The sequence below is a fragment of the Achromobacter sp. JCM 18799 genome (genome assembly GCF_055395645.1).
On sequence record NZ_AP043866.1, the window covers coordinates 6,738,215 to 6,757,893 of the forward strand.

Sequence of the window (19,679 nt, forward strand, 5' to 3'; positions counted from 1 at the left end):
CCGCGCGCGCTTTGCGCGCTTGCTGCCCCCCGAGGGGGGCGGCGCCGCCTTAGGGCGGCCTGGCGGCGGCGCGGGCCCCCACGCCGCGCGCGCTTTGCGCGCTTGCTGCCCCCCCGAGGGGGCGGCGCCGCCTTGGGGCGGCCTGGCGGCGGCGCGGGCCCCCACGCCGCACGCGCTTCGCGCGCTTGCTGCCCTCCGAGGGGGCGGCGGCGCGGGGCCTCAAGCTACATACGATTTCAGGCCGGCAGGGACGGCGCGTACTGCGCGTCCGAAATGACCTTGGCGTGGAATTCCACCACCTTGCGCACCACCTTCATGGGATCGTCCTCGATGATGAAGAGATCCAGGTCGTGCGCGCCTATCATGCCGTTGGCCAGCACCTGGCCGCCCAGCCATTCGACCAGTCCGGACCAGTACTCGCTGCCCACCAGCACGATGGGAGCGGGCGGGACCTTGCCCGTCTGGATGAGCGTCAACGCTTCGAAGAGTTCATCCAGGGTGCCGAAGCCGCCAGGCATCGCCACATAGGCGAAGCTGTGCATGAAGAAGGTTGCCTTGCGCGAGAAAAAATACTCGAATGACAGGCTGATGGTTTGGTATTCGTTGTTGTGCGCTTCGTGGGGCAGGCTGATGTTCAGACCGATGCTGGTGCCGCCTGCTTCGAACGCGCCCTTGTTGGCTGCCTCCATGATGCCGGGACCGCCGCCGGCGATCACCGCGAAACCGGCGTCGGCCAGCGCGGCGGAAATTGCGACGGTGGTTTCATAGTGGGGGGAATTACGGCTGACTCGTGCACTGCCGAAGACGCTGACAGCAGGCCCGATGTTCGCGAGCTTGTCTGCCGCCGTCCGTATCTCTGACATAATCAGCGGAATTTGTTTGTTGGCGGGTGTTTCCGCAGCTATTGCCATATCTGCCTTTGTAACCATGAAAAAAACCTTATTACTGGTCGACGGTTCAAGTTACTTGTACCGCGCTTTCCACGCTATGCCTGATTTGCGCAACGCGCAAGGCGAACCCACGGGGGCGCTTTACGGCGTGGTGAATATGCTGCGCAAACTTGTCTCTGATCATAAGGCAGAGTATGCCGCATGTATTTTCGATGCCCGCGGCAAGACCTTCCGTGACGATCTCTATCCGGAATACAAGTCGCATCGCCCGCCCATGCCTGAAGACCTGGCCGCGCAGATCGAACCCATCCACCGCGCCGTGCGCGCGCTGGGCTGGCCGGTGCTGGCCATCGAAGGGGTCGAGGCCGACGATGTGATCGGCACCCTGGCCAAGCGCGCCGCAGAGCATGACGTGCACACCATCGTGTCCACCGGCGACAAGGACCTGGCGCAACTGGTCAACAGCCACGTCACCCTGGTCAACACCATGACCGGCGAAGTGCTGGACGAGCCCGGCGTGGTCAACAAGTTCGGCGTGCCGCCCGATCGCATCGTGGATTACCTGATGCTGGTGGGGGACGCGGTGGACAACGTTCCCGGCGTGACCAAGGTGGGCCCGAAGACGGCGGTCAAATGGCTTACGGAATTCGGCTCGATAGACAAGCTGGTAGAAGGCGCGGAAGGCGTCAAGGGCGTGGCGGGCAGCAACCTGCGCGAGGCCATTCCCAACTTCCCGCTGACGCGCCAATTGCTGACCGTGAAGTACGACTGCGACCTGGCCGGCCATGTGGATAGCGTGGACGACCTGACGCCGCGTCCGCGCGACGACGCGACGCTGACCGAACTTTATGAACGCTATGGTTTCCGCACCTGGCTGCGCGATCTGACTGGCGACGCCGAGCGTGTGCCCACGGGCGACGCCCGCGTCGCGCACGAGGCGCCGGCCGCGCCGGTGGAACTGGATTATCAGATCATTTCCGATTGGGCCGCGTTCGACGCCTGGATGGAAAAGCTGAAGGACGCGTCCCTGGTCGCGGTGGACACCGAGACCACCTCGCTGGACGAAATGCAGGCCAGGATGGTGGGCATGTCGCTGGCGGTGGCGCCTGGCGTGGCGTGCTACATCCCGGTTGCGCACCGCGGCCCGGACAATGCGCCGCAGTTGCCCAAGGCCGAGGTGCTGGCGCGCCTGAAGCCCTGGCTGGAAGACGCGTCCCGCGCCAAGCTGCTGCACCACGCCAAGTACGACGCGCACGTGTTCGCCAACGAAGGCATCAAGCTGGCCGGCATCGCCGAAGACACGATGCTGCAGGCCTATGTGCTGGAATCGCACCGCGGCGTGGGCTTGAATGATCTGGCCCAACGCTATCTGGGCCGCAGCGGCGTGTCCTACGAGGACCTCTGCGGCAAGGGCGCCAAGCAGATCGGCTTTGACGAAGTGGCGGTGGACAAGGCCGGCCATTACGCCGCCGAAGATTCGGACTTCACCTTGCAGCTGCACCAGGTGCTGCGCCCGATGGTGGCCGCCGACGCAGGCCTGAACCGCATCTATCTGCTGGAAATGCAGGTGTCCTCGGTGCTGACCACGGTCGAGCGCAACGGCGTCAAGGTGGATGCCGCGGAACTCGGCCGCCAGAGCCACAAGCTGGGCCAGGAGATGCTGCAGCTCGAACAGAAGGCCTATGAGTTGGCAGGCCAACCCTTCAACCTGAATTCCCCCAAGCAGCTGGGCGAGATCCTGTTCGGCCGCATGCAGCTGCCGGTGGTGCGCAAGACCGCCAGCGGCGCGCCGTCCACCGACGAAGAGGTGCTGAGCAAGCTGGCGCTGGACTATCCGCTGCCGCAGGTGCTGCTGGAGTACCGCGGCCTGTCCAAGCTGAAGTCCACCTATACGGACAAGCTGCCGCGCATGATCAACCCGGACACGGGGCGGGTGCACACGCACTATTCGCAGGCCGCGGTGATCACCGGCCGCCTGGCCTCGTCCGATCCCAACCTGCAGAACATTCCGGTGCGCACCGAAGCCGGCCGGCGCGTGCGCGAGGCGTTCATCGCCGAGCAGGGCATGCTGCTGTCGGCGGACTATTCCCAGATCGAGCTGCGCATCATGGCGCACGTGTCGGACGACGCCAACCTGCAGCGCGCCTTCGCGGCGGGCGAGGACATCCACCGCGCTACCGCCTCCGAAGTGTTCGGCGTGGCGCTGGCCGACGTCTCCACCGACCAGCGCCGCGCCGCCAAGGCCATCAACTTCGGCCTGATCTACGGCATGGGGGTGTTCGGCCTGGCGTCCAACCTGGGCATCACGCGCGATGCCGCCCAGGCCTACATCGACCGCTATTTCGCCCGCTATCCCGGCGTGGCGATGTACATGGACGATACCCGCCGCCGCGCGCGCGAACAGGGCTACGTGGAAACCGTCTTCGGGCGCCGCCTGCAGCTGCCGGAAATCCGCGGCGCCTCGGGTCCGCGCCGCCAGGCGGCCGAACGCGCGGCCATCAACGCGCCCATGCAGGGCACGGCGGCCGACCTGATCAAGATGGCCATGGTGGCGGTGCAGGACTGGCTGGAAGCCGAACAGCTGCAGACGCGCATGATCATGCAGGTGCACGACGAACTGGTGCTGGAAGCGCCCGACGCCGAGCTGGAGCTGGTCAAGGAAGCGTTGCCGCGCCTCATGTGCAACGTTGCGGAACTGCGCGTGCCGCTGGTGGCGGAAGTCGGCATGGGCAAGAACTGGGAGCAGGCCCACTAGGGCCGGAATCACCCCGTCCCAAGACACATGGGCTGCCTTCGGGCAGCCCATTTCCGTTTTTGGTATTGAAACAATATAATGTTTCGCTTCCCTCCGCCTTAAAGCGTCCCCCCAAAAATGTTGCTGCTCTGGATCTTGCTCGCCACCGTCACCGGCGGGCTTATCGCCGTCCTTGTCGCCAGCTGGCTGGCCTACAAGGTCTTCGCGCAATACCTGCACCATATGGTCAGCCTGTCGGTGGGGGTGCTGCTGTCGGTGGCGCTGCTGCACCTGCTGCCCGAGGCCTTCGAGACCGGGGTGGGCGATGCCCACGTGCTGTTCGGCCTGATGCTGGCGTCGCTGATCGGGTTTTTCGTGCTGGAGAAGATCGCGCTGCTGCGCCACAGCCATCACCACGAGGGCGACGGCCATCACCACCACAAGGGACATGACCGCCACGAGGCGGGCCGCGGCGGCGTGCTGATCCTGATCGGCAGTTCGCTGCACAATCTATGCGACGGGGTGCTGGTGGCGGCGGCGTTCCTGACCGACCCCCTGCTGGGCGTGCTGACCGCGGCGTCCATCATCATTCATGAAGTGCCGCACAAGCTGGGCGACTTCGTGGTGCTGCTCAACGCGGGCCTGGCGCGCCGCCGCGCCTTTTCGCTGATCCTCTTCACCAGCTTGTGTTCAGCCGTGGGCGGCATAATAGGGTACTTCGTGCTGCAGCAGGCGCAGCAATGGGTGCCGTATGTCCTGGTGGTTGCAGCCAGCAGCTTCCTCTATATCTCGGTGGCCGACCTGATGCCGCAGATGCACGAACGGGTATCCCTGGCCGATGCCGTCCCGCAATTGCTGCTGGTCGGCGTGGGCGTGGCGCTGATCTACAGCGTCACCACGGTCATGCACCACGGGCACGACCACGAGGCCGAAGCCGGCCTGGCCGCGCCGCAAGCGGAGCATGGCCACCGGCATTAGGATCGGCGCGAGGCCATGCAGGCGCTGGCGGGATATCCGGCTTGGTCGATCATCCCTACACAGGAGTTCTTCATGAGTTTTTCCGCCGCAGCCGGCAATGTCGCGCCCACCGTGATCCACACGGACACCCAGGGCCTGGTCCACGGGGATTTCAAGCTGCCCGTGGCCGACGGCACGATCGCCGCCTATTACGCCGCGCCCGAAGGCAAGCGCGACCTGCCCATCGTGCTGGTGGTGCAGGAGATCTTCGGCGTGCACGAGCACATCAAGGACCTGTGCCGCCGGGTCGCCAAGGCCGGCTACCTTGCCGTCGCCGCCAATCTCTACGAGCGCCAGGGCGACGCCTCGGTCTATACCGACATCCCGAAACTCATCGCCGAACTGGTCAGCAAGGTGCCGGACGAGCAGGTCTTTGCCGACCTGGACGCCAGCGTGGCCTGGGCCGCCGCGCATGGCGGCGATCCCAAGCGCGTGGCGGTGACCGGCTTTTGCTGGGGCGGCCGCCTGACCTGGATGTACGCCGCCCACAATCCCGACGTGAAGGCGGCGGTGGCCTGGTACGGCAAGCTCAGCGTGGGCCATGGTCCGCTGATCAAGCGCTTTGCCTTCGACGTGGTCAACGAGTTGCACGCGCCGGTGCTGGGCCTGTACGGCGGCAAGGACGCCAGCATCCCGCTGGCCGACGTCGAAACCATGAAATCCAAGCTGGCCGCCGGCAACGACAACGCCCGGCGCTCGGAGTTCGTGGTGTATCCCGAGGCCGACCACGCCTTCCTGGCGGACTACCGCGCCAGCTACAAGGCCGAGGCCGCGCAGGACGGCTGGAAGCGCATGCTGGAGTGGTTCAAGCGCTATTTGTAGGATGCGGGGGCAGTGAAAACTGCCCGGGAGCACAGTTGAAAAAAGCCGACCACATAAGGTCGGCTTTTTCGTTCCGCTCAGTTCCCCGCTTCGCGCAAGCGGCTGGGCAGCAGTTCGCCGTGACGCGCCAGCAGGGGATAGGCCGCCGCGCCGACCAGATGGGAGTTGATGCCCTTCATGTCGCGCAGGATATCCAGGTAGAGCGCGCCCACCTCGGCGGCGTCGACCTCGCCCCCTTTGATTTTCTGCAGGTGCGTGTCCGCCGCATTGGTCTCGATCGAGCGGAAGCGGGCCTTTTCTCCTGCCAGCGCGCGGGCCTGGCGCAGGTCGTCGTTGACGAACAGGGCGGCGGCGGTGCGCTGGTTGGCGATGAGCTGGCCCAGCGTGTCGTCCAGGCTGGCGCGCTGTTCCGGAGAGAAGACCCAGCCCTGCTTGCGCAGCTTGGAAATGTGGCTGAGCAGACCGTGGTTGGCGATGTCGCCGGCGTGGCCGATATTGCTGGTGAAGGCCAGGATGGCGTCCAGGCGCTGGATGTCCTCGCGCGTCATGTTCTCCTGGTCCAGGGTGGCCAGGTAGGTGGTGATGGCGTTTTCCAACTTGTCCAGCGCGGCGTCCAGCTGGCGCGCCTGCACCATGCGGTGGCGGTTGTCGCGCTTGAAGCCGGCGCGGGCGTAGAGCAGCAGGGTCTGCAGCATGTCGGCCATGCGCAGGGCTTCGCGCGCGGCGTTGCCCAGGGCCACGGCCGGCACGTCATGGGCCCATTCATCCAGGTACTGGGGGCGCGACGGGTCGTTCGGATCCGCGCGCTTGGGCAGCCAGCGAGTCAGCAGGGCGGCGTAGGGCGTCAGCAGCGGCAGGAACACCAGGGCGATGACGGCGTTGAACAGGGTGTGGAAGTTGGCCACCGCGCGGGCCGGGTCGGACGCCAGGTCGCTCATCATGGGCTGCAGATAGGGCAGCAGGATCAGGCCGGCCAGCACGCCCAGCACCCGCGTCAGCAGGTTGCCCAGGGGCAGGCGGCGGGCGGCGGGATCGTCCCCGGTCACGCCTTCGATCATGGGGTTGATGGCGGTGCCGAGGTTGGCCCCCAGCACCAGCGCAAACGCGACGTGCGGCGCCACCATGTGATGGCTGGCCAGCGACATGACCAGCACCACCACGGCCACGCTGGAATGCGCCGCCCAGGTGAAGGCGGCTGCCAGCAGCACGGTGGCCACCGGCTGGGTCGACAGCGCGTCCAGGATCATGCCCAGCATGGGCGCGGTCTGGAAAGGTTGGAACAGTTCGACCAGTTGGTGCAGCGATAGCAGCAGCAGCCCCAGGCCGATGAAGACGCGGCCGAGGTCGCGCGTGCGGCCGGGCGGGTAGCGGCGGAACATCCACACGCCCGCGAGGATCAGGATGGGGGCGAGCGAGGTCAGGTCGAAGGACAGCAACTGGACGATGAGCGTGGTGCCGACGTTGGCGCCCAGCATGGCGGCCAGGGCCGGCGCCAGGCCGACGACGCCGCCGGCCGCGAAGCCCGTGATCATCAGGCCCGTGGCGGTACTGCTCTGCAGCGCGGCGGTAATGCCCAGTCCGGCGGCGAAGGCCCGCAGCCGGGTGCCCAGGGCCTTGCCCAACGCCGCGCCCAGGGCGGCCCCGAAGGCGCGCTGTACGCCTGTTTGGACCATGTGCACGCCCCAGAGGAGCAGGGCGACGTAGCCGGCGAAGTCAAGCAGGGTAATGAGTCCGGACATCCTGGCGTGTTTCCATTCTTTTATGACAAGTAATAATTCTGTAATGATCGCATGCGCGGCGCTGCCGGGGGAACCTGTCCCCGCAATACAGCATACGCTTGCCGGGCCTGCTGCGCGCGGGCTGGCCTACGCGTATCATTGCCTCATCAATCCCAGATGCAATGGAGTTTTGCGTGGCCGTTTCCGTATTCGACCTGTTCAAGATAGGCATAGGCCCGTCTAGCTCCCATACGGTGGGCCCCATGCGGGCCGCCCTGTTGTTCGCGCAAGGCCTGGAGCGCGATGGACTCATGTCCAGCGTGGCCACGGTGCGCGCCGAGCTCTACGGCTCGCTGGGCGCCACGGGCAAGGGCCACGGTACCGACAAGGGCGTGCTGCTGGGCCTGATGGGCGAAGCCCCCGACACCGTCGACCCCGCCGCCATCGCCGGCATGATCGCGTCGGTGCGGGCCAGCCGCCAATTGCCGCTGCTGGGACGCTATCCGGTTCCTTTCGTCGAAAAGGAACACATGATGTTCTACCGCCGCGAAGCCATGGCGGAACATCCTAACGGCATGAAGTTTCACGCCTTTGACGCCAATGGCGAATCGCTGCGCGAGGCCCGCTACCTGTCGGTGGGGGGCGGCTTCGTGGTGACGGCCGGCGCGTCCAACAGCCAGGTCATCGCCGCGCACGACCAGTTGCCGTACCCGTTCCGCATGGGTCGAGAACTGATGGCCATGTGCAGCGAGAGCGGCCTGTCGGTGGCGCAGCTGATGATGAAGAACGAGCTGACCTGGCGCGACGAGGCCGAGGTGCATGCCGGGCTGGACCGCATCTGGCAGGTCATGCAGGACTGCGTGTCGCGCGGCTGCGGCATCAACTATCCGGAAGCGGACGGCGAACTGCCCGGCCCCTTGCGCGTGCGCCGCCGCGCGCCCGAGCTCTACCGCAACCTGACCCAGCGCGCCGAGCGCACCCTGTCCGATCCCCTGTCCGTGATGGACTGGGTCAATCTGTACGCCATGGCGGTCAACGAAGAGAACGCCGCGGGCGGGCGCGTCGTGACGGCGCCGACCAACGGCGCGGCCGGCATCATCCCGGCGGTGCTGCATTACTACGACCGCTTCGTGCCCGGTTCCAACCGCGAAGGCGTGCGCGACTTCCTGCTGACCGCGGCCGCCGTGGGCTTGCTCTACAAGTACAACGCCTCGCTGTCGGGCGCCGAGGTCGGCTGCCAGGGCGAGGTCGGCGTGGCCTGCTCGATGGCGGCGGGCGGCCTGGCCGCCGCCCTGGGCGGCACCGTCGAACAGGTCGAGAACGCGGCCGAGATCGGCATGGAGCACAACCTGGGCCTGACCTGTGACCCCGTGGGCGGCCTGGTTCAGATTCCCTGTATCGAGCGCAACGCCATGGCCTCCATCAAGGCCGTGAACGCTGCCCGCATGGCGCTGCGCGGCGACGGCCAGCACTACGTGTCGCTGGACTCCGTCATCAAGACCATGCGCGAAACCGGCGCCGACATGAAGACCAAGTACAAGGAAACCGCGCGCGGCGGGCTGGCGGTGAACATCGTCGAGTGCTGACGGGGGCGGGGTGACGACGATGCGGGAGGGCCAACGGATGTCATGGCCTTGGGGGTCCTTTCCGAAGCAAGGGAAGAACGCAGGCCGGCGAGGAAATGGCAAACGGCACGCCTGCAGGCTGCAGCTGGCCGCTGTCCGGGTCGATGCGCATGCAGGAAATGCGGTGTTCGTCCTGGCTGGCGACCAGCAGGAAGCCGCCGTCCGGGGGGATGGCGGCGTCGCGCGGCGTGCGCCCGCCGGCGGGCCACAAGCCTATCGGCTCGAGCCACGGGGCGGATTCCAATAGCCGAAATCCCGCGATGCTGTCGTGGCCGCGGTTGGTCGCGTAGAGCCAGCGTCCGCTCGGATGCAGGCAGAGCGCGGACGCGGAGTTGGCGTTGTGCCAATCAGCGGGCAGCGTGCCGATCCGGGTGAGCGCCTGTGCACGGGGATTGCGTGCCGTGGGCAGTTGAACGACGGTCACGCTATTGGACAGTTCGTTGAGCACGAAGGCGCGGGTACCGGCCGGATTCAGCCGCAGATGGCGCGGCCCGGAACCTGGTCCGATCTGCAGCTGCAGGTCCGGGAGCAGATCCAGCGTGGCGCCCCGCAGGGCATGGCGGGCGACGCTGTCGGTACCCAAGTCACACAGGTAGACCGCATCGCCGGACGGGGTCGGCTGGGCGCAATGCACATGGGGGCTCGCCTGGCGGTCGCTGCGCGGACCGCTGCCATGGCGCACGATGATGTCGGGCGGGGAGATGGGCAACCCCTGTCCGTCGAGCCGGTAGCTCAGGAGTTCGCCGCTGCCATAGTTGGACACGAAGAGGCGGTCCGCCGCAGGGGTCAGGCAGATGTGGCAAGGGCTGGCGCCAGGGGTAGGCACATTGAGCAAGTGCCGCAGCGTGGCCGCGTCGTCGACCGCGTAGACGTCGATGCTGGCGCCTTCTTCCTGCTCGCTCACGCCATACAGCAGGCCGAGGGACGCGGAATGGCACAGGTAAGAGGGATTGACGCTGTGGCTGTGCACCCGCAATTCACGCAGCGCGGCCGTCGCGGAGTCGAAACTCAGCAGGTGGATGCCGCGCCCTTTGCCATGCACATGCGGCATCGGCCGCGTATACGTGCCCACGGCAATCAGCCAGTTGCGCGTTCCGCGGGCCGGGGAGTGCGTATTCGATTCAGCCATGGTCTGCCCTCGACATCACGTCTATCCATACGGCCAGGACCGGCGCCAGGCCCCTGAAGTTATGCCCCCACCCCATTTAAGCAGGAATATCTGATCGTCAATCGTCCTCGGGGGGCCCGCCTCGCATCCTTGGGGCGGTTTTTCTTTTGGACGGAGCCGGAAAAGACGATGGCCCGCGCAGGCGGGCCATCGAGTCAGGGTGACGGGCGCGCGGCCCGTCTGAGCGAAAGGCTTAGATCACGCGTGCATTTTGCAGCGCGGCGATGCGGGCCGGAATCGGCGGGTGCGAGGCGAACATCGCGGCCAGGCCGCCCTTGCCGGTGATGCCCGAGGCCTCGAAGGACTTGGGCAGCTCGCCCGGTTCCAGGCCGCCCAGGCGGGCCAGGGCGCGGATCATGGGTTCGCGGGCGCCCATCAGGTGGGCCGAGCCGGCGTCGGCGCGATATTCGCGCTGACGCGAGAACCAGGCCACGATGATCGAGGCCAGCACGCCGAAGATGATTTCACAGACCAGCACGGTGATGTAGTAGCCCGGGCCGATGCCGCGTTCGTTCTTGAACACCACGCGGTCGATGAAGTAGCCGACCACGCGGGCCAGGAACACGACGAAGGTGTTCACCACGCCCTGGATCAGCGTCAGCGTGACCATGTCGCCGTTGGCGATGTGCGCGACTTCGTGGGCCAGCACGGCGGCGACTTCTTCCTCGCTCATGCTTTCCAGGAGGCCGGTGGACACCGCGACCAGGGAGTCGTTCTTGAAGGCGCCGGTGGCGAAGGCGTTGGGGGCGCCTTCATAGATGGCGACTTCCGGGCGGCCGATGCCGGCGCGGTCGGCCAGTTGGTGCACGGTGTCGACCAGCCAGGCTTCGCGCTGGTTGCGGGGCGAGTTCGGGTCCAGCACCTGGGCGCCGGTGCTCCATTTGGCCATGGGCTTGCTGATCAGGAGCGAGATGATCGCGCCGGTGAAGCCGACCACCACCGAGAAGATCAACAGGGCGTTCAGGTTCAGGCCGTTGGCGGTGATGTAGCGGTCCACGCCCAGGATGCGCAGCGTGGCCGACAGCACCAGCATGACAGCCAGGTTGGTCAGGACGAACAGGACAATGCGTTTCATGTTTTTTGTGTTCCTCTGCGAGCAGGATATGCCGGGATTCGACACTGCTGCGGGCCGCCAGTTCCCCGACTCGCGGCGCCGCTTCCGGTGACGGAGAGTATAGTATCGCTTTCCCTTATTCCTCTTCACTTTTCCCTTAGCGTAGACCCCCATGCAGGCACTCTGGATGTTGCTGGCGTCCGCCATGTTCGCCATCATGGGTTCGTTCGTGAAGCTCGGCACCGAACACGGCGCCTCGCTGCCGCAAGTCGTTCTGTTTCGTGGACTGCCGTCGGTCATCCTGCTGCTGATCTGGGCCCGCGCCGGCCGCCAGTCCATCATTCCCGTCAGCTGGAAACTCCACCTGTGGCGCAACCTGTCCGGTGTCACCTCGATGTGGCTGGGTTTTTTCGCCATCGCCCATCTGCCCCTGGCCACCGCCACCAGCCTGAACTACACCGCGCCGCTGTTCATCGCCTGCTGGATGCTGGGCTGGGGCGGCGCACAGCGCGACCCCGTGCGCATCGTGGCGGTGGCGCTGGGGTTCCTGGGCGTGATCGCGGTGCTGCGGCCCAGCATCAACGAGGACCAGTGGCTGGCCGCCCTGTTGGGGATGACCGCAGGCGCCATGTCGGCCATCGCCATGATGCAGATCCGCCAGCTGGGCCGGGTTGGTGAACCTGAATGGCGCACCGTGCTGTTCTTCTCCGTGGCCGTTTGCGTGTCCAGCCTGGCCGGACTGCTGTTCGAGGGCTGGGGCCACGCCGACTGGACCGGCTACCTGTCGCTGCTGGGCGTGGGCGTGACGGGCCTGTTCGGCCAGTTGGCCATGACCCGCGCCTTCGGCCTGGGGTCGGCGCTGCTGACGGCGGCGCTGCAGTACAGCACCATCATCTTCGCGGCCTTGCTGGGCATGGGCTTCTGGGGCGAACAGCTGGACGCCCTGGCCTGGGCCGGCATGGGCCTGATCATTTTCGCGGGCCTGTTGTCGATCTGGCGCACCATGCGCGATCCGAAGCCGGCCTGAGCCGCGGTCGCCCCACACCCTTACAGGAGCACACCGAATGCCGATGACCCTGATTTCCGCCGCCGAACTGGCCGCGCGCCTGGATGCGCCGGACGTGCGCGTGTTCGACGTGCGCCACGATCTGACCAATCACGCGGCGGGCCGTCAGGCCTATGACGCGGGCCACATCCCCGGCGCGCGCTACCTGGACCACGAAACCGAGCTGTCCGCAGCCCGCACCGGCAAGAACGGCCGTCATCCGTTGCCGTCGCGAGGCGCGTTCGGCGCGCTCATGGCCGCCCACGGCGTGACGCCCAAGACCCTGGTGGTGGCCTACGACGCCAGCGGCGGCATGTACGCCGCGCACCTGTGGTGGATGTTGCGCTGGCTGGGCCACGACCAGGTGGCGGTGCTGGACGGCGGCTGGCAGGCCTGGACCGCGGCCGGCCTGCCGACCACGACCGAAGCCGGCGCCGCCGTGCGCGCGGGCCAGCCGGTGGAGCCGGGCGCCTCGCTGGCGGGTTCGGTGGATGCGCAGGCGGTGCTGGACAACATCGCCCATCCGGCCTTCACCGTGATCGACGCGCGCGCGGCCAACCGCTACCGCGGCGAGGTCGAGCCCATGGACCCGGTGGCCGGCCACATTCCGGGCGCGTTGAACCGTCCCAACGGCGAGAACCTGCAGGCCGACGGCCGTTTCAAGCCGGCCGCGCAGTTGCGCGAGGAGTTCGCCAGCCTGCTGGACGGCCGCGATCCGGCGGCCATCGTGCACCAGTGCGGCTCGGGCATCACGGCTTGCCACAACCTGCTGTCCATGGAAATCGCGGGCTTGTCCGGTTCGCGCCTGTACCCGGGCTCCTGGAGCGAGTGGTGCAGCGATCCATCCCGCCCGGTGGCCACGGGCGCTCAGTGACCTGACGCCTGGACCTGATGCCCGGGCCTGGACGCCCGGGCGTCCGCGAATACCCGGGCACCCAGAAAGTCCACCAGCGCCCGGACCTTCGGCGACGGGTGCTTGCTGGCAGGCCACAGGATGTGGAAGACGTTGGTCCGCTCCGATTTGCCTTTCAGGACCTGCACCAGGCGGCCATCCGCCAAGGGTTCGCGGATGGCGAAGTCCGGCAGGTAGGCAATACCCAGTCCTTGCAGCGCGAAGCAGGCGCGCGTCTCGATGTTGTTGCAGATCATCGAGACGGGCAGCTGCAGCTCTGGCTCGCCTTCGGCTTGCCGCAGAGCCCAAGTCTCCAGCTTGCCGCTGCTGGGAAAGCGGTAGTGCAGGCAGCTATGGCGCAGCAGGTCGGCCGGCGTTTTGGGCGTGCCGCGGCTGGCCAGGTAGGCGGGGGAGGCGACCAGCAGGATCTGGAACGCGCCGAGGCGGCGCGCCGACAGGCGCGAGTCGGCGGGTTCGCCCGTGCGCACCACGGCATCGAAGCCCTCTTCGATCACGTCCACCATCCGGTCGGTGAAATCCAGGTCGAGTTCGATCTCGGGATACTCGCGCATGAACTCGCCCAGCACCGGCAGCACCAGTCCGCTGACCAGCGGCAGGCTGACGCGAAGGCGTCCGCGGGGCGCGGCGGCGGCCTGCGACAGCTCCAGTTCGGCCGCTTCGATCTCGGCCAGGATGCGGCGGCTGCGTTCCAGGAACAGCGCGCCCTCGGCCGTCAAGGTGACGCTGCGCGTACTGCGGTGGAACAGGCGCACGCCCAGCTTTTCTTCCAACCGCGCCACGCTCTTGCCGATGGCGGATGCCGACACGCCCAGCAGCCTGCCGGCGGCGACGAAGCTGCGCGTTTCCGCAACCTGCACGAACACGACAAAGCCATTGAGGCTATCCATCTGGTTTCCTTGATTGCGGACATCTGGTTCCGCAGAAGAAGGAAATGTAGCCTACTTTTTCTTTAATCTCCGGGCCTATATCGTCTCGGCACCAAGCTGCAACCGAGGTGCCTGAGATGAAAAAACCTACGAATTCCCCGCGTCCGCGCACTGCGCCGGCGCTTCCACCCGCCGGCCGCGACCGGCTGCCGCAGGGCGCCTTGCTGGCGCTGGCGATGGCCGGCTTCATCACCATCCTGACCGAGGCGCTGCCGGCCGGGCTGTTGCCGCAGATGGCGCGGGGCCTGGCCGTGTCCCAGGCCAGTATCGGCCAGACCGTCACCATCTATGCGATCGGGTCGCTGGCGGCGGCGATCCCGCTGGTCGCCGCGACCCGGGGCGTGCGGCGGCGTCCGCTGCTGCTGGCGGCGATCGCCGGGTTCGTGCTGGCCAATACAGTGACCGCGTTGTCTTTCAGCTATGTGCTGACCCTGGCCGCGCGCTTCCTGGCCGGCATGTCGGCGGGATTGTTGTGGGCGCTGCTGGCGGGCTACGCCGCGCGTATGGTGCCCGCACATCAGCAGGGCCGCGCGATCGCGGTGGCGATGCTGGGCGCGCCGCTGGCGCTGTCGCTGGGCGTGCCTGCCGGAACTTTTCTTGGGGCGCTGTGGGGGTGGCGCATCGGCTTTGGCATCATGAGCGCGCTGGCAGTGCTGCTGATGGTCTGGGTGCGCTTGCGGGTGCCGGACTTTGCGGGACAGGCCCGGGGCAAGCAACTGCCGCTGCGGCATGTCTTCCTGCTGCCCGGCGTGCGTCCGGTGCTGTTCGCGGTGCTGGCGTTCGTCCTCGCGCACAACATTCTCTACATCTACATCGCACCGTTCCTGGCATCGCTGGGCATGGCCGCAAGCACCGAGCTGGTGCTGCTGGTGTTCGGACTCAGTTCCCTGGCCGGGATCTGGCTGGTCGGGACGTTGATCGACCGCCATTTGCGGGCGCTGACTTTGGCTTGCGTCGCCCTGTTCGGCTTGGCCGCGTTGGCGCTGGGTATCGCGGGCGGCATGCTGGCCATGCTTTATCTGTCGGTGGGGGCTTGGGGCGTGGCGTTCGGCGGTTCGCCGACGCTGTTCCAGACCGCGCTGGCCAAGACGGCGGGCGACGCCGCGGACGTGGCGCAGTCCATGCTGGTGACCGCGTGGAACACGGCGATTGCCGCGGGCGGTATCGTTGGCGGCGCGTTGCTCGAACGCCTGGGCGTGGGCGCGTTCGTGCCGGCCCTGCTGGCGCTGCTGGCGGCGACGCTGGCGGTCGTCTGGGCCGCCAGGACGCATGGCTTTCCCGCCAGCCCTACCAGATGGCAGCCAGCTTGACCCGCCCCGAGATGCTTTCGGCGATTTCCAGGAAATGGTCCAGGGGCGGCGTCGCCAGCCCCGGAACCTTGGCCATGTCGTCCCACCGCCTCAGGCGGATCGCATCCGGCGCGCCCGGCATGCTCGCGAATTCCACCGCCTGGCTCGCATCGAAACTGCCCCCCTGCAGCGCCAGGCTGCGTTTCGAATCCTCCGAGAGCGACGCTTCATATTGCGGTTCCACATAGCAGAGGTAGCGCTTGGCTTCCACATGCAGCCGGATCGGGTCCAGCACCGCCGAGCTGAACAGGCCGCGCAGGAAGGGCAGGACGAAGTACTGGTGCTTGTCGTCGATGCCGCGCAGCGTGGGCGTGCCGGGCCGGTCGGCGATGAGATGGCCCAGGTCGTGCAGCAGGCTGGCGGTGATCAGGTGGGCGCCGGCGCCGTTGCGTTCCGCCAGCGCCGCGGTCTGCAACGCGTGCCGCAGGTGGCTGACGGATTCGCCGTCATAGGAGCGGTGTCCGCGCTCCAGGAAAATCTGCTCGATATCTTGCAAGGTCAAGGCCATGGTTGTCTCCTGGGTGGCCGCATAGGGGAGGGCGGCGCTCAGCCGGCGGCTGGCGCCATCTCCAGAAAGCGAGCGATCAACTGCACCGGTTGGCGCTCGCGCAGGCAGTACAGGTATTCGTGCATCACGATGTCGGCGCCCTCGATGTCCAGGGCCGCCAGGTCGGGATGGGAAGGGATCTCGCGCGAGGGGATCAGGCTGATTCCCAGGCCGCACAGGGTGGCTTGGCGGATGGATTCACGGCTGCCGATTTCCAGCGTGCGGCGCACCGTGACGCCAGCCGCCAGCAAGGCGTCCTCCGTCAGTTGCCGCGTCATGGAGCCGGGTTCGCGCAACAGCAGCGCGTGGTCGGCCAGGTCGGCCAGTCGGACCCGGCCGCGGCGCGCCAGGGGATGGTCGCGATGCGCCACGACCCGGATGGGGTCGGCGGCGATCATGCGCCGGTACAGGTGCTTGTCATCCATCAGAAACGACGACGTGGCAATCTCGATGCGATAGTCATGCAGCGCCTGGAGCATGCTTTGCGAGTTGCCGATAGCCAGCGTCAGATCTATGCCCGGGTAGCGCTGGTTGTAGGCGCGCACCGTGTCCATGATGTAGTAGGGGCCGGTGGCGCCGATGCGCAGATTGCCTTCGCGCAGGTCGCTGGCGTCGCGCAGGCGGAAGTCGATCTCGGTTTCCTGCTGGACCAGTTTTTCCACCATGGGCATCAGGCTGTGGCCCGCGTCCGACAGGCGCATGCCGCGCCCCTGGCGGTGGAACAGTTCGACGCCGTAACGCGACTCCAGCTGGCGCAATTGCCCGGTCACCGTGGGCTGGCTGACGCCCAGCTGGGCGGCGGCCTTGGTGACGGTGCCGCAGCGGGCCACGGCATAGAAGGATTTGAGTTCGGCGACAAGCACGGTGCAGGGGGCGGAATAGGGCGCAATGCGCAAGACCGCCAGTACACCAAAATAATTTGATGTTTTTATTACTGCATTTGCGCGAAGTGTCATAAACACTCAATACGCGTCTTCCATACTGCCGTCGTTCCCAAACCGGAGGCCCCATGGCCGAACGCGATACCGCATTTCTCTCTGTCAGGCATCTAGTGAAGCGCTTTGGCAGCCATACCGCGCTGTCGGACGTCTCGCTCGACATCCGCGCCGGGGAGCTGGTGTGCCTGCTGGGCCCCTCGGGCTGCGGCAAGACCACCTTGCTGCGCGCCATCGCCGGCCTGGAACGCCAGGACAGCGGCACCATCGTCCTGTCCGGGCGCGACATCTCGCACGCCGAACCGCAGGCGCGCGACTACGGCATCCTGTTCCAGTCGTACGCGCTGTTTCCCAACCTGACCGTGGCCCAGAACGTGGCCTACGGCCTGAGCGGCAAGCGCGCCCACCGCAACCACGTCGCCAACCGCGTCGAGGAAATGCTGACGCTGGTCGGCCTGGCGGGCGCGGCGGATAAATACCCGGGACAGATCTCTGGCGGGCAGCAGCAGCGCGTGGCCCTGGCGCGCGCGCTGGCGCCGTCGCCGTCCCTGCTGCTGCTGGACGAGCCCATGTCGGCGCTGGACGCCCGCGTGCGCGAGCATCTGCGCATCGAGCTGCGGGCCTTGCAGAAGCGCCTTTCCATCACCACGCTGATGGTCACGCACGATCAGGAAGAGGCCATGGTGATGGCCGACCGCATCGCCGTCATGAATGGCGGGATCATCGAGCAGTACGGTACGCCGCGCGAACTCTACCGCCAACCCGGCTCGGCCTTCATCGCCGATTTCGTGGGCGAGGCGAACTGGCTGCCGTTCGAGCGCCTGGATGCGCACCGCGCCCGTGTCGGACGCCAGGAACTGGCCGTGGATGAGGCGCTGGATGCCGCCAGCGGCAAGCTGTTCGTGCGCCCGGAAGCCGTGCGCGTCAGCACCGCGCGCCCGGACCAGCCCAACGCCATGCTGGCCGATGTGCTGGACGGCGTGTTCCTCGGCCGCGGCTATCGCCTGGCCCTGCGCCTTGAGGGCGTACCCGGCAGCACGGTGCATTCCATCGTGTCCCCTGAAATCGGAGACGCCCTGCTGGGCCCTCACGCCGCCAGCCGCTGCTGGGTGGAGCTGCCGCGCCATGCGATACGCGCCTACGCTTGATCCGGCCATGACCCGTTCCTCCAACGCCGCCGCGCCGGCAGCTGGAAGCTTCGCAACGCCGGCGCCTGCGCCAGCGCTGGGCCGCCGCCCGCTGCCGGCCTGGGTTGGCGCCTTCGGCCTGGCCGCCGGGCAGGGCGCCCTGGCGCTGGGCCTGCTGCTGTTCCTGGCGCTGCCCTTGGCCGCCATCTTGCTCAAGTCCGTGACCGACAGCGACGGCGCCTGGGCCGGGCTGTCGGTGCTTGCGGACATCATCGGCGGCGACGGCTTCATGGACATGGTCGCGCGCAGCCTCGCGGTGGGCGTCGTGACGACGCTGCTGGTCGTGCCCTGCGCCTACGGATTCGCCTACGGCCTGACCCGCACGCGCTTGCCGGGCAAGGGCCTGCTGCGCACCGTCGCCTTGCTGCCGCTGCTGGCGCCGTCGCTGCTGCCGGGCATCGCGCTGGTGTACCTGCTGGGCAACCAGGGCCTGCTCAAGAGCCTGACGGGCGGCGCGACCATCTACGGTTTCTGGGGCATCGTCGTGGGCGAGGCTTTCTATACCTTCCCGCACGCGCTGATGATTCTGCTGACCGGCCTGGCGCTGGCCGATGGCCGTCTTTATGACGCCGCGCGCGCCATGGGCGCCGGCCCCTGGCGGACCTTCCTGACGGTGACCCTGCCGGGCACCCGCTACGCCGTGTTTTCGGCCTGCTGCGTGGTGTTCACGCTGACGGTTACCGACTTCGGCGTGCCCAAGGTCGTGGGCGGCGACTACAACGTGCTGGCGATGGAAGCCTACAAGGCCGTGGTCGGCCAGCAGAACTTTCCCAAGGGCGCGGCCATCGGCATCCTGCTGCTGCTTCCCGCGATCCTGACCTTCGCCCTGGACCGGCGGCTGCGCGCCCGCCAGGGCGCCCAACTGAGCGGCCGGGCCCAGCCCTATGCCGCCGGCGTCAACCGCCGCCGCGATGCCGCGTTCCTGGCGCTGGCCGGCGTGCTGGCGGCGTTCCTGCTGCTGATCATCGGCGTGGCGGTGTGGGCGTCCTTCGTGAAGATGTGGCCCTACAACCTGTCGATGTCGCTGCGTTCGTACGACTTCGACAATATGGACGGCGGCGGCTGGCTGGCCTGGCGCAACAGCCTGCAACTGGCGTTCTGCACCGCCCTGGCCGGCACGGCGGTGGTCTTCACCGGCGCATGGATGATGGAAAAAGTGCCTGCTCGCAGCTCGCTCACGCGCGGTCTGCGCGGCATGGTCGGCATGCTGGCGCTGATGCCCATGGCCGTACCCGGCCTGGTGCTGGGCCTGGGCTACATCTTCTTCTTCAACAGCCTGTCGAACCCGCTGAACCTGCTGTACGGCACCATGCCGCTCCTGGTCCTGTGCACCATCGTCCACTTCTACACCAGCGCGCACCTCACCGCCGCCACCGCGCTCAACGCGCTGGACCCCGAATTCGAGGCGGCCTCCGCGTCGCTCAAGGTGCCGCGCCTGACGACCTTTGTCCGCGTGACATTGCCGATGTGCCTGCCGGCGGCGCTGGACGTGGCCCGCTACCTGTTTGTTTCCGCCATGACCACGGTGTCCGCGGTCGTGTTCCTTTACAGCCCGTCGACGGTGCTGGCCGCGGTCGCGGTGCTGAACATGGACGACGCCGGCTTCATCGGTCCTGCCGCCGCCATGTGCACCGTGATCATGGCCAGTTCGGCCGCGGCCGCCCTGGTCCTGCATCTGGCCAGCCGCGCACTGGTGGCGCGCAGCCAGGCCTGGCGCCGCCCCGCGGCCCATTGAACGATTTCTCAAGG

General features: G+C 67.3%; 16 protein-coding genes. 9 read left to right on the forward strand and 7 right to left on the reverse strand.

Going from position 1 to position 19,679, the window contains the following annotated elements; translation table 11 throughout:
• Positions 1-236: 236 nt before the first annotated feature.
• The gene (locus tag ACZ5YA_RS31860; protein ID WP_444861182.1) at positions 237-929 is read right to left on the reverse strand and encodes an LOG family protein; all 693 of its coding nucleotides are present in this window, start codon (positions 927-929) and stop codon (positions 237-239) included.
• Here ACZ5YA_RS31860 and polA point away from each other — a divergent pair.
• From polA to ACZ5YA_RS31875, 3 genes are all read left to right on the forward strand, one after another.
• Positions 928-3,645 (forward strand): DNA polymerase I, encoded by a 2,718-nt coding sequence (gene polA, locus ACZ5YA_RS31865; protein WP_464091717.1) that lies wholly within the window; start codon positions 928-930, stop codon positions 3,643-3,645. The genes ACZ5YA_RS31860 and polA overlap by 2 nt on opposite strands.
• Positions 3,646-3,762: 117 nt before the next feature.
• On the forward strand, positions 3,763-4,602 hold the full coding sequence (locus tag ACZ5YA_RS31870; protein WP_059379265.1) for a ZIP family metal transporter: 840 nt from the start codon (positions 3,763-3,765) through the stop codon (positions 4,600-4,602).
• 72 nt (positions 4,603-4,674) lie between these two features.
• Positions 4,675-5,463 carry a dienelactone hydrolase family protein gene (locus tag ACZ5YA_RS31875; RefSeq protein WP_088139343.1) on the forward strand — a complete coding sequence of 263 codons (789 nt, stop codon included), beginning with the start codon at positions 4,675-4,677 and terminating at the stop codon, positions 5,461-5,463.
• 77 nt (positions 5,464-5,540) lie between these two features.
• On the opposite strand, the gene ACZ5YA_RS31880 is transcribed toward ACZ5YA_RS31875, so the two are convergent.
• Positions 5,541-7,202 (reverse strand): Na/Pi cotransporter family protein, encoded by a 1,662-nt coding sequence (locus ACZ5YA_RS31880; RefSeq protein ID WP_059379264.1) that lies wholly within the window; start codon positions 7,200-7,202, stop codon positions 5,541-5,543.
• A gap of 173 nt (positions 7,203-7,375) precedes the next feature.
• On the opposite strand from ACZ5YA_RS31880, the gene ACZ5YA_RS31885 reads away from it, so the two are divergent.
• Complete coding sequence (locus ACZ5YA_RS31885) at positions 7,376-8,767, forward strand: L-serine ammonia-lyase (RefSeq protein ID WP_059379339.1); 1,392 nt, start codon at positions 7,376-7,378, stop codon at positions 8,765-8,767.
• Positions 8,768-8,807: 40 nt separating this feature from the next.
• Here the strand turns inward: ACZ5YA_RS31885 and ACZ5YA_RS31890 are convergent, their stop codons facing one another.
• Together ACZ5YA_RS31890 and htpX are read right to left on the reverse strand one after the other, a co-directional pair.
• On the reverse strand, positions 8,808-9,935 hold the full coding sequence (locus tag ACZ5YA_RS31890) for a lactonase family protein (RefSeq protein WP_464091718.1): 1,128 nt from the start codon (positions 9,933-9,935) through the stop codon (positions 8,808-8,810).
• 232 nt (positions 9,936-10,167) lie between these two features.
• Positions 10,168-11,049: a protease HtpX gene (htpX, locus tag ACZ5YA_RS31895; RefSeq protein ID WP_013392481.1), complete on the reverse strand. Its 882-nt coding sequence runs from the start codon at positions 11,047-11,049 to the stop codon at positions 10,168-10,170.
• 151 nt (positions 11,050-11,200) lie between these two features.
• Between htpX and ACZ5YA_RS31900 the strand changes: the two genes are divergently transcribed.
• Together ACZ5YA_RS31900 and ACZ5YA_RS31905 are read left to right on the forward strand one after the other, a co-directional pair.
• Positions 11,201-12,055 (forward strand): DMT family transporter, encoded by an 855-nt coding sequence (locus ACZ5YA_RS31900; RefSeq protein WP_054451009.1) that lies wholly within the window; start codon positions 11,201-11,203, stop codon positions 12,053-12,055.
• Between the two features lie 37 nt (positions 12,056-12,092).
• Positions 12,093-12,947, forward strand: a complete 855-nt coding sequence (locus ACZ5YA_RS31905; protein WP_059379262.1) for a sulfurtransferase — start codon at positions 12,093-12,095, stop codon at positions 12,945-12,947.
• Here the strand turns inward: ACZ5YA_RS31905 and ACZ5YA_RS31910 are convergent.
• The gene (locus tag ACZ5YA_RS31910) at positions 12,941-13,873 is read right to left on the reverse strand and encodes a LysR family transcriptional regulator (protein ID WP_059379261.1); all 933 of its coding nucleotides are present in this window, start codon (positions 13,871-13,873) and stop codon (positions 12,941-12,943) included. The genes ACZ5YA_RS31905 and ACZ5YA_RS31910 overlap by 7 nt on opposite strands.
• A gap of 116 nt (positions 13,874-13,989) precedes the next feature.
• On the opposite strand from ACZ5YA_RS31910, the gene ACZ5YA_RS31915 reads away from it, so the two are divergent.
• Positions 13,990-15,222: an MFS transporter gene (locus ACZ5YA_RS31915; RefSeq protein WP_464091719.1), complete on the forward strand. Its 1,233-nt coding sequence runs from the start codon at positions 13,990-13,992 to the stop codon at positions 15,220-15,222.
• On the opposite strand, the gene ACZ5YA_RS31920 is transcribed toward ACZ5YA_RS31915, so the two are convergent.
• Positions 15,200-15,769, reverse strand: a complete 570-nt coding sequence (locus tag ACZ5YA_RS31920) for a phosphonate degradation HD-domain oxygenase (RefSeq protein WP_054451012.1) — start codon at positions 15,767-15,769, stop codon at positions 15,200-15,202. The two genes, ACZ5YA_RS31915 and ACZ5YA_RS31920, sit on opposite strands and share 23 nt — an antisense overlap.
• Positions 15,770-15,807: 38 nt before the next feature.
• Positions 15,808-16,671 (reverse strand): LysR family transcriptional regulator, encoded by an 864-nt coding sequence (locus ACZ5YA_RS31925; RefSeq protein ID WP_059379260.1) that lies wholly within the window; start codon positions 16,669-16,671, stop codon positions 15,808-15,810.
• Positions 16,672-16,817: 146 nt separating this feature from the next.
• Here ACZ5YA_RS31925 and ACZ5YA_RS31930 point away from each other — a divergent pair, with 146 nt between their 5' ends.
• Together ACZ5YA_RS31930 and ACZ5YA_RS31935 are read left to right on the forward strand one after the other, a co-directional pair.
• Positions 16,818-17,891 carry a putative 2-aminoethylphosphonate ABC transporter ATP-binding protein gene (locus tag ACZ5YA_RS31930; RefSeq protein WP_118933358.1) on the forward strand — a complete coding sequence of 358 codons (1,074 nt, stop codon included), beginning with the start codon at positions 16,818-16,820 and terminating at the stop codon, positions 17,889-17,891.
• Positions 17,869-19,665, forward strand: coding sequence for a putative 2-aminoethylphosphonate ABC transporter permease subunit (locus ACZ5YA_RS31935; protein ID WP_464091720.1), 1,797 nt, complete (start codon positions 17,869-17,871; stop codon positions 19,663-19,665). The genes ACZ5YA_RS31930 and ACZ5YA_RS31935 overlap by 23 nt, the downstream gene beginning before the upstream one ends.
• Positions 19,666-19,679 lie beyond the last annotated feature (14 nt).

Bases quoted from the DNA above. Each gene is read 5' to 3' on its own strand.
- polA (WP_464091717.1), top strand. From the start codon at position 928: ATGAAAAAAACCTTATTACTGGTCGACGGTTCAAGTTACTTGTACCGC.
- ACZ5YA_RS31860 (WP_444861182.1), bottom strand. From the start codon at position 929: ATGGTTACAAAGGCAGATATGGCAATAGCTGCGGAAACACCCGCCAAC.
- ACZ5YA_RS31870 (WP_059379265.1), top strand. From the start codon at position 3,763: ATGTTGCTGCTCTGGATCTTGCTCGCCACCGTCACCGGCGGGCTTATC.
- ACZ5YA_RS31875 (WP_088139343.1), top strand. From the start codon at position 4,675: ATGAGTTTTTCCGCCGCAGCCGGCAATGTCGCGCCCACCGTGATCCAC.
- ACZ5YA_RS31880 (WP_059379264.1), bottom strand. From the start codon at position 7,202: ATGTCCGGACTCATTACCCTGCTTGACTTCGCCGGCTACGTCGCCCTG.
- ACZ5YA_RS31890 (WP_464091718.1), bottom strand. From the start codon at position 9,935: ATGGCTGAATCGAATACGCACTCCCCGGCCCGCGGAACGCGCAACTGG.
- htpX (WP_013392481.1), bottom strand. From the start codon at position 11,049: ATGAAACGCATTGTCCTGTTCGTCCTGACCAACCTGGCTGTCATGCTG.
- ACZ5YA_RS31900 (WP_054451009.1), top strand. From the start codon at position 11,201: ATGCAGGCACTCTGGATGTTGCTGGCGTCCGCCATGTTCGCCATCATG.
- ACZ5YA_RS31905 (WP_059379262.1), top strand. From the start codon at position 12,093: ATGCCGATGACCCTGATTTCCGCCGCCGAACTGGCCGCGCGCCTGGAT.
- ACZ5YA_RS31910 (WP_059379261.1), bottom strand. From the start codon at position 13,873: ATGGATAGCCTCAATGGCTTTGTCGTGTTCGTGCAGGTTGCGGAAACG.
- ACZ5YA_RS31915 (WP_464091719.1), top strand. From the start codon at position 13,990: ATGAAAAAACCTACGAATTCCCCGCGTCCGCGCACTGCGCCGGCGCTT.
- ACZ5YA_RS31920 (WP_054451012.1), bottom strand. From the start codon at position 15,769: ATGGCCTTGACCTTGCAAGATATCGAGCAGATTTTCCTGGAGCGCGGA.
- ACZ5YA_RS31930 (WP_118933358.1), top strand. From the start codon at position 16,818: ATGGCCGAACGCGATACCGCATTTCTCTCTGTCAGGCATCTAGTGAAG.
- ACZ5YA_RS31935 (WP_464091720.1), top strand. From the start codon at position 17,869: ATGCGATACGCGCCTACGCTTGATCCGGCCATGACCCGTTCCTCCAAC.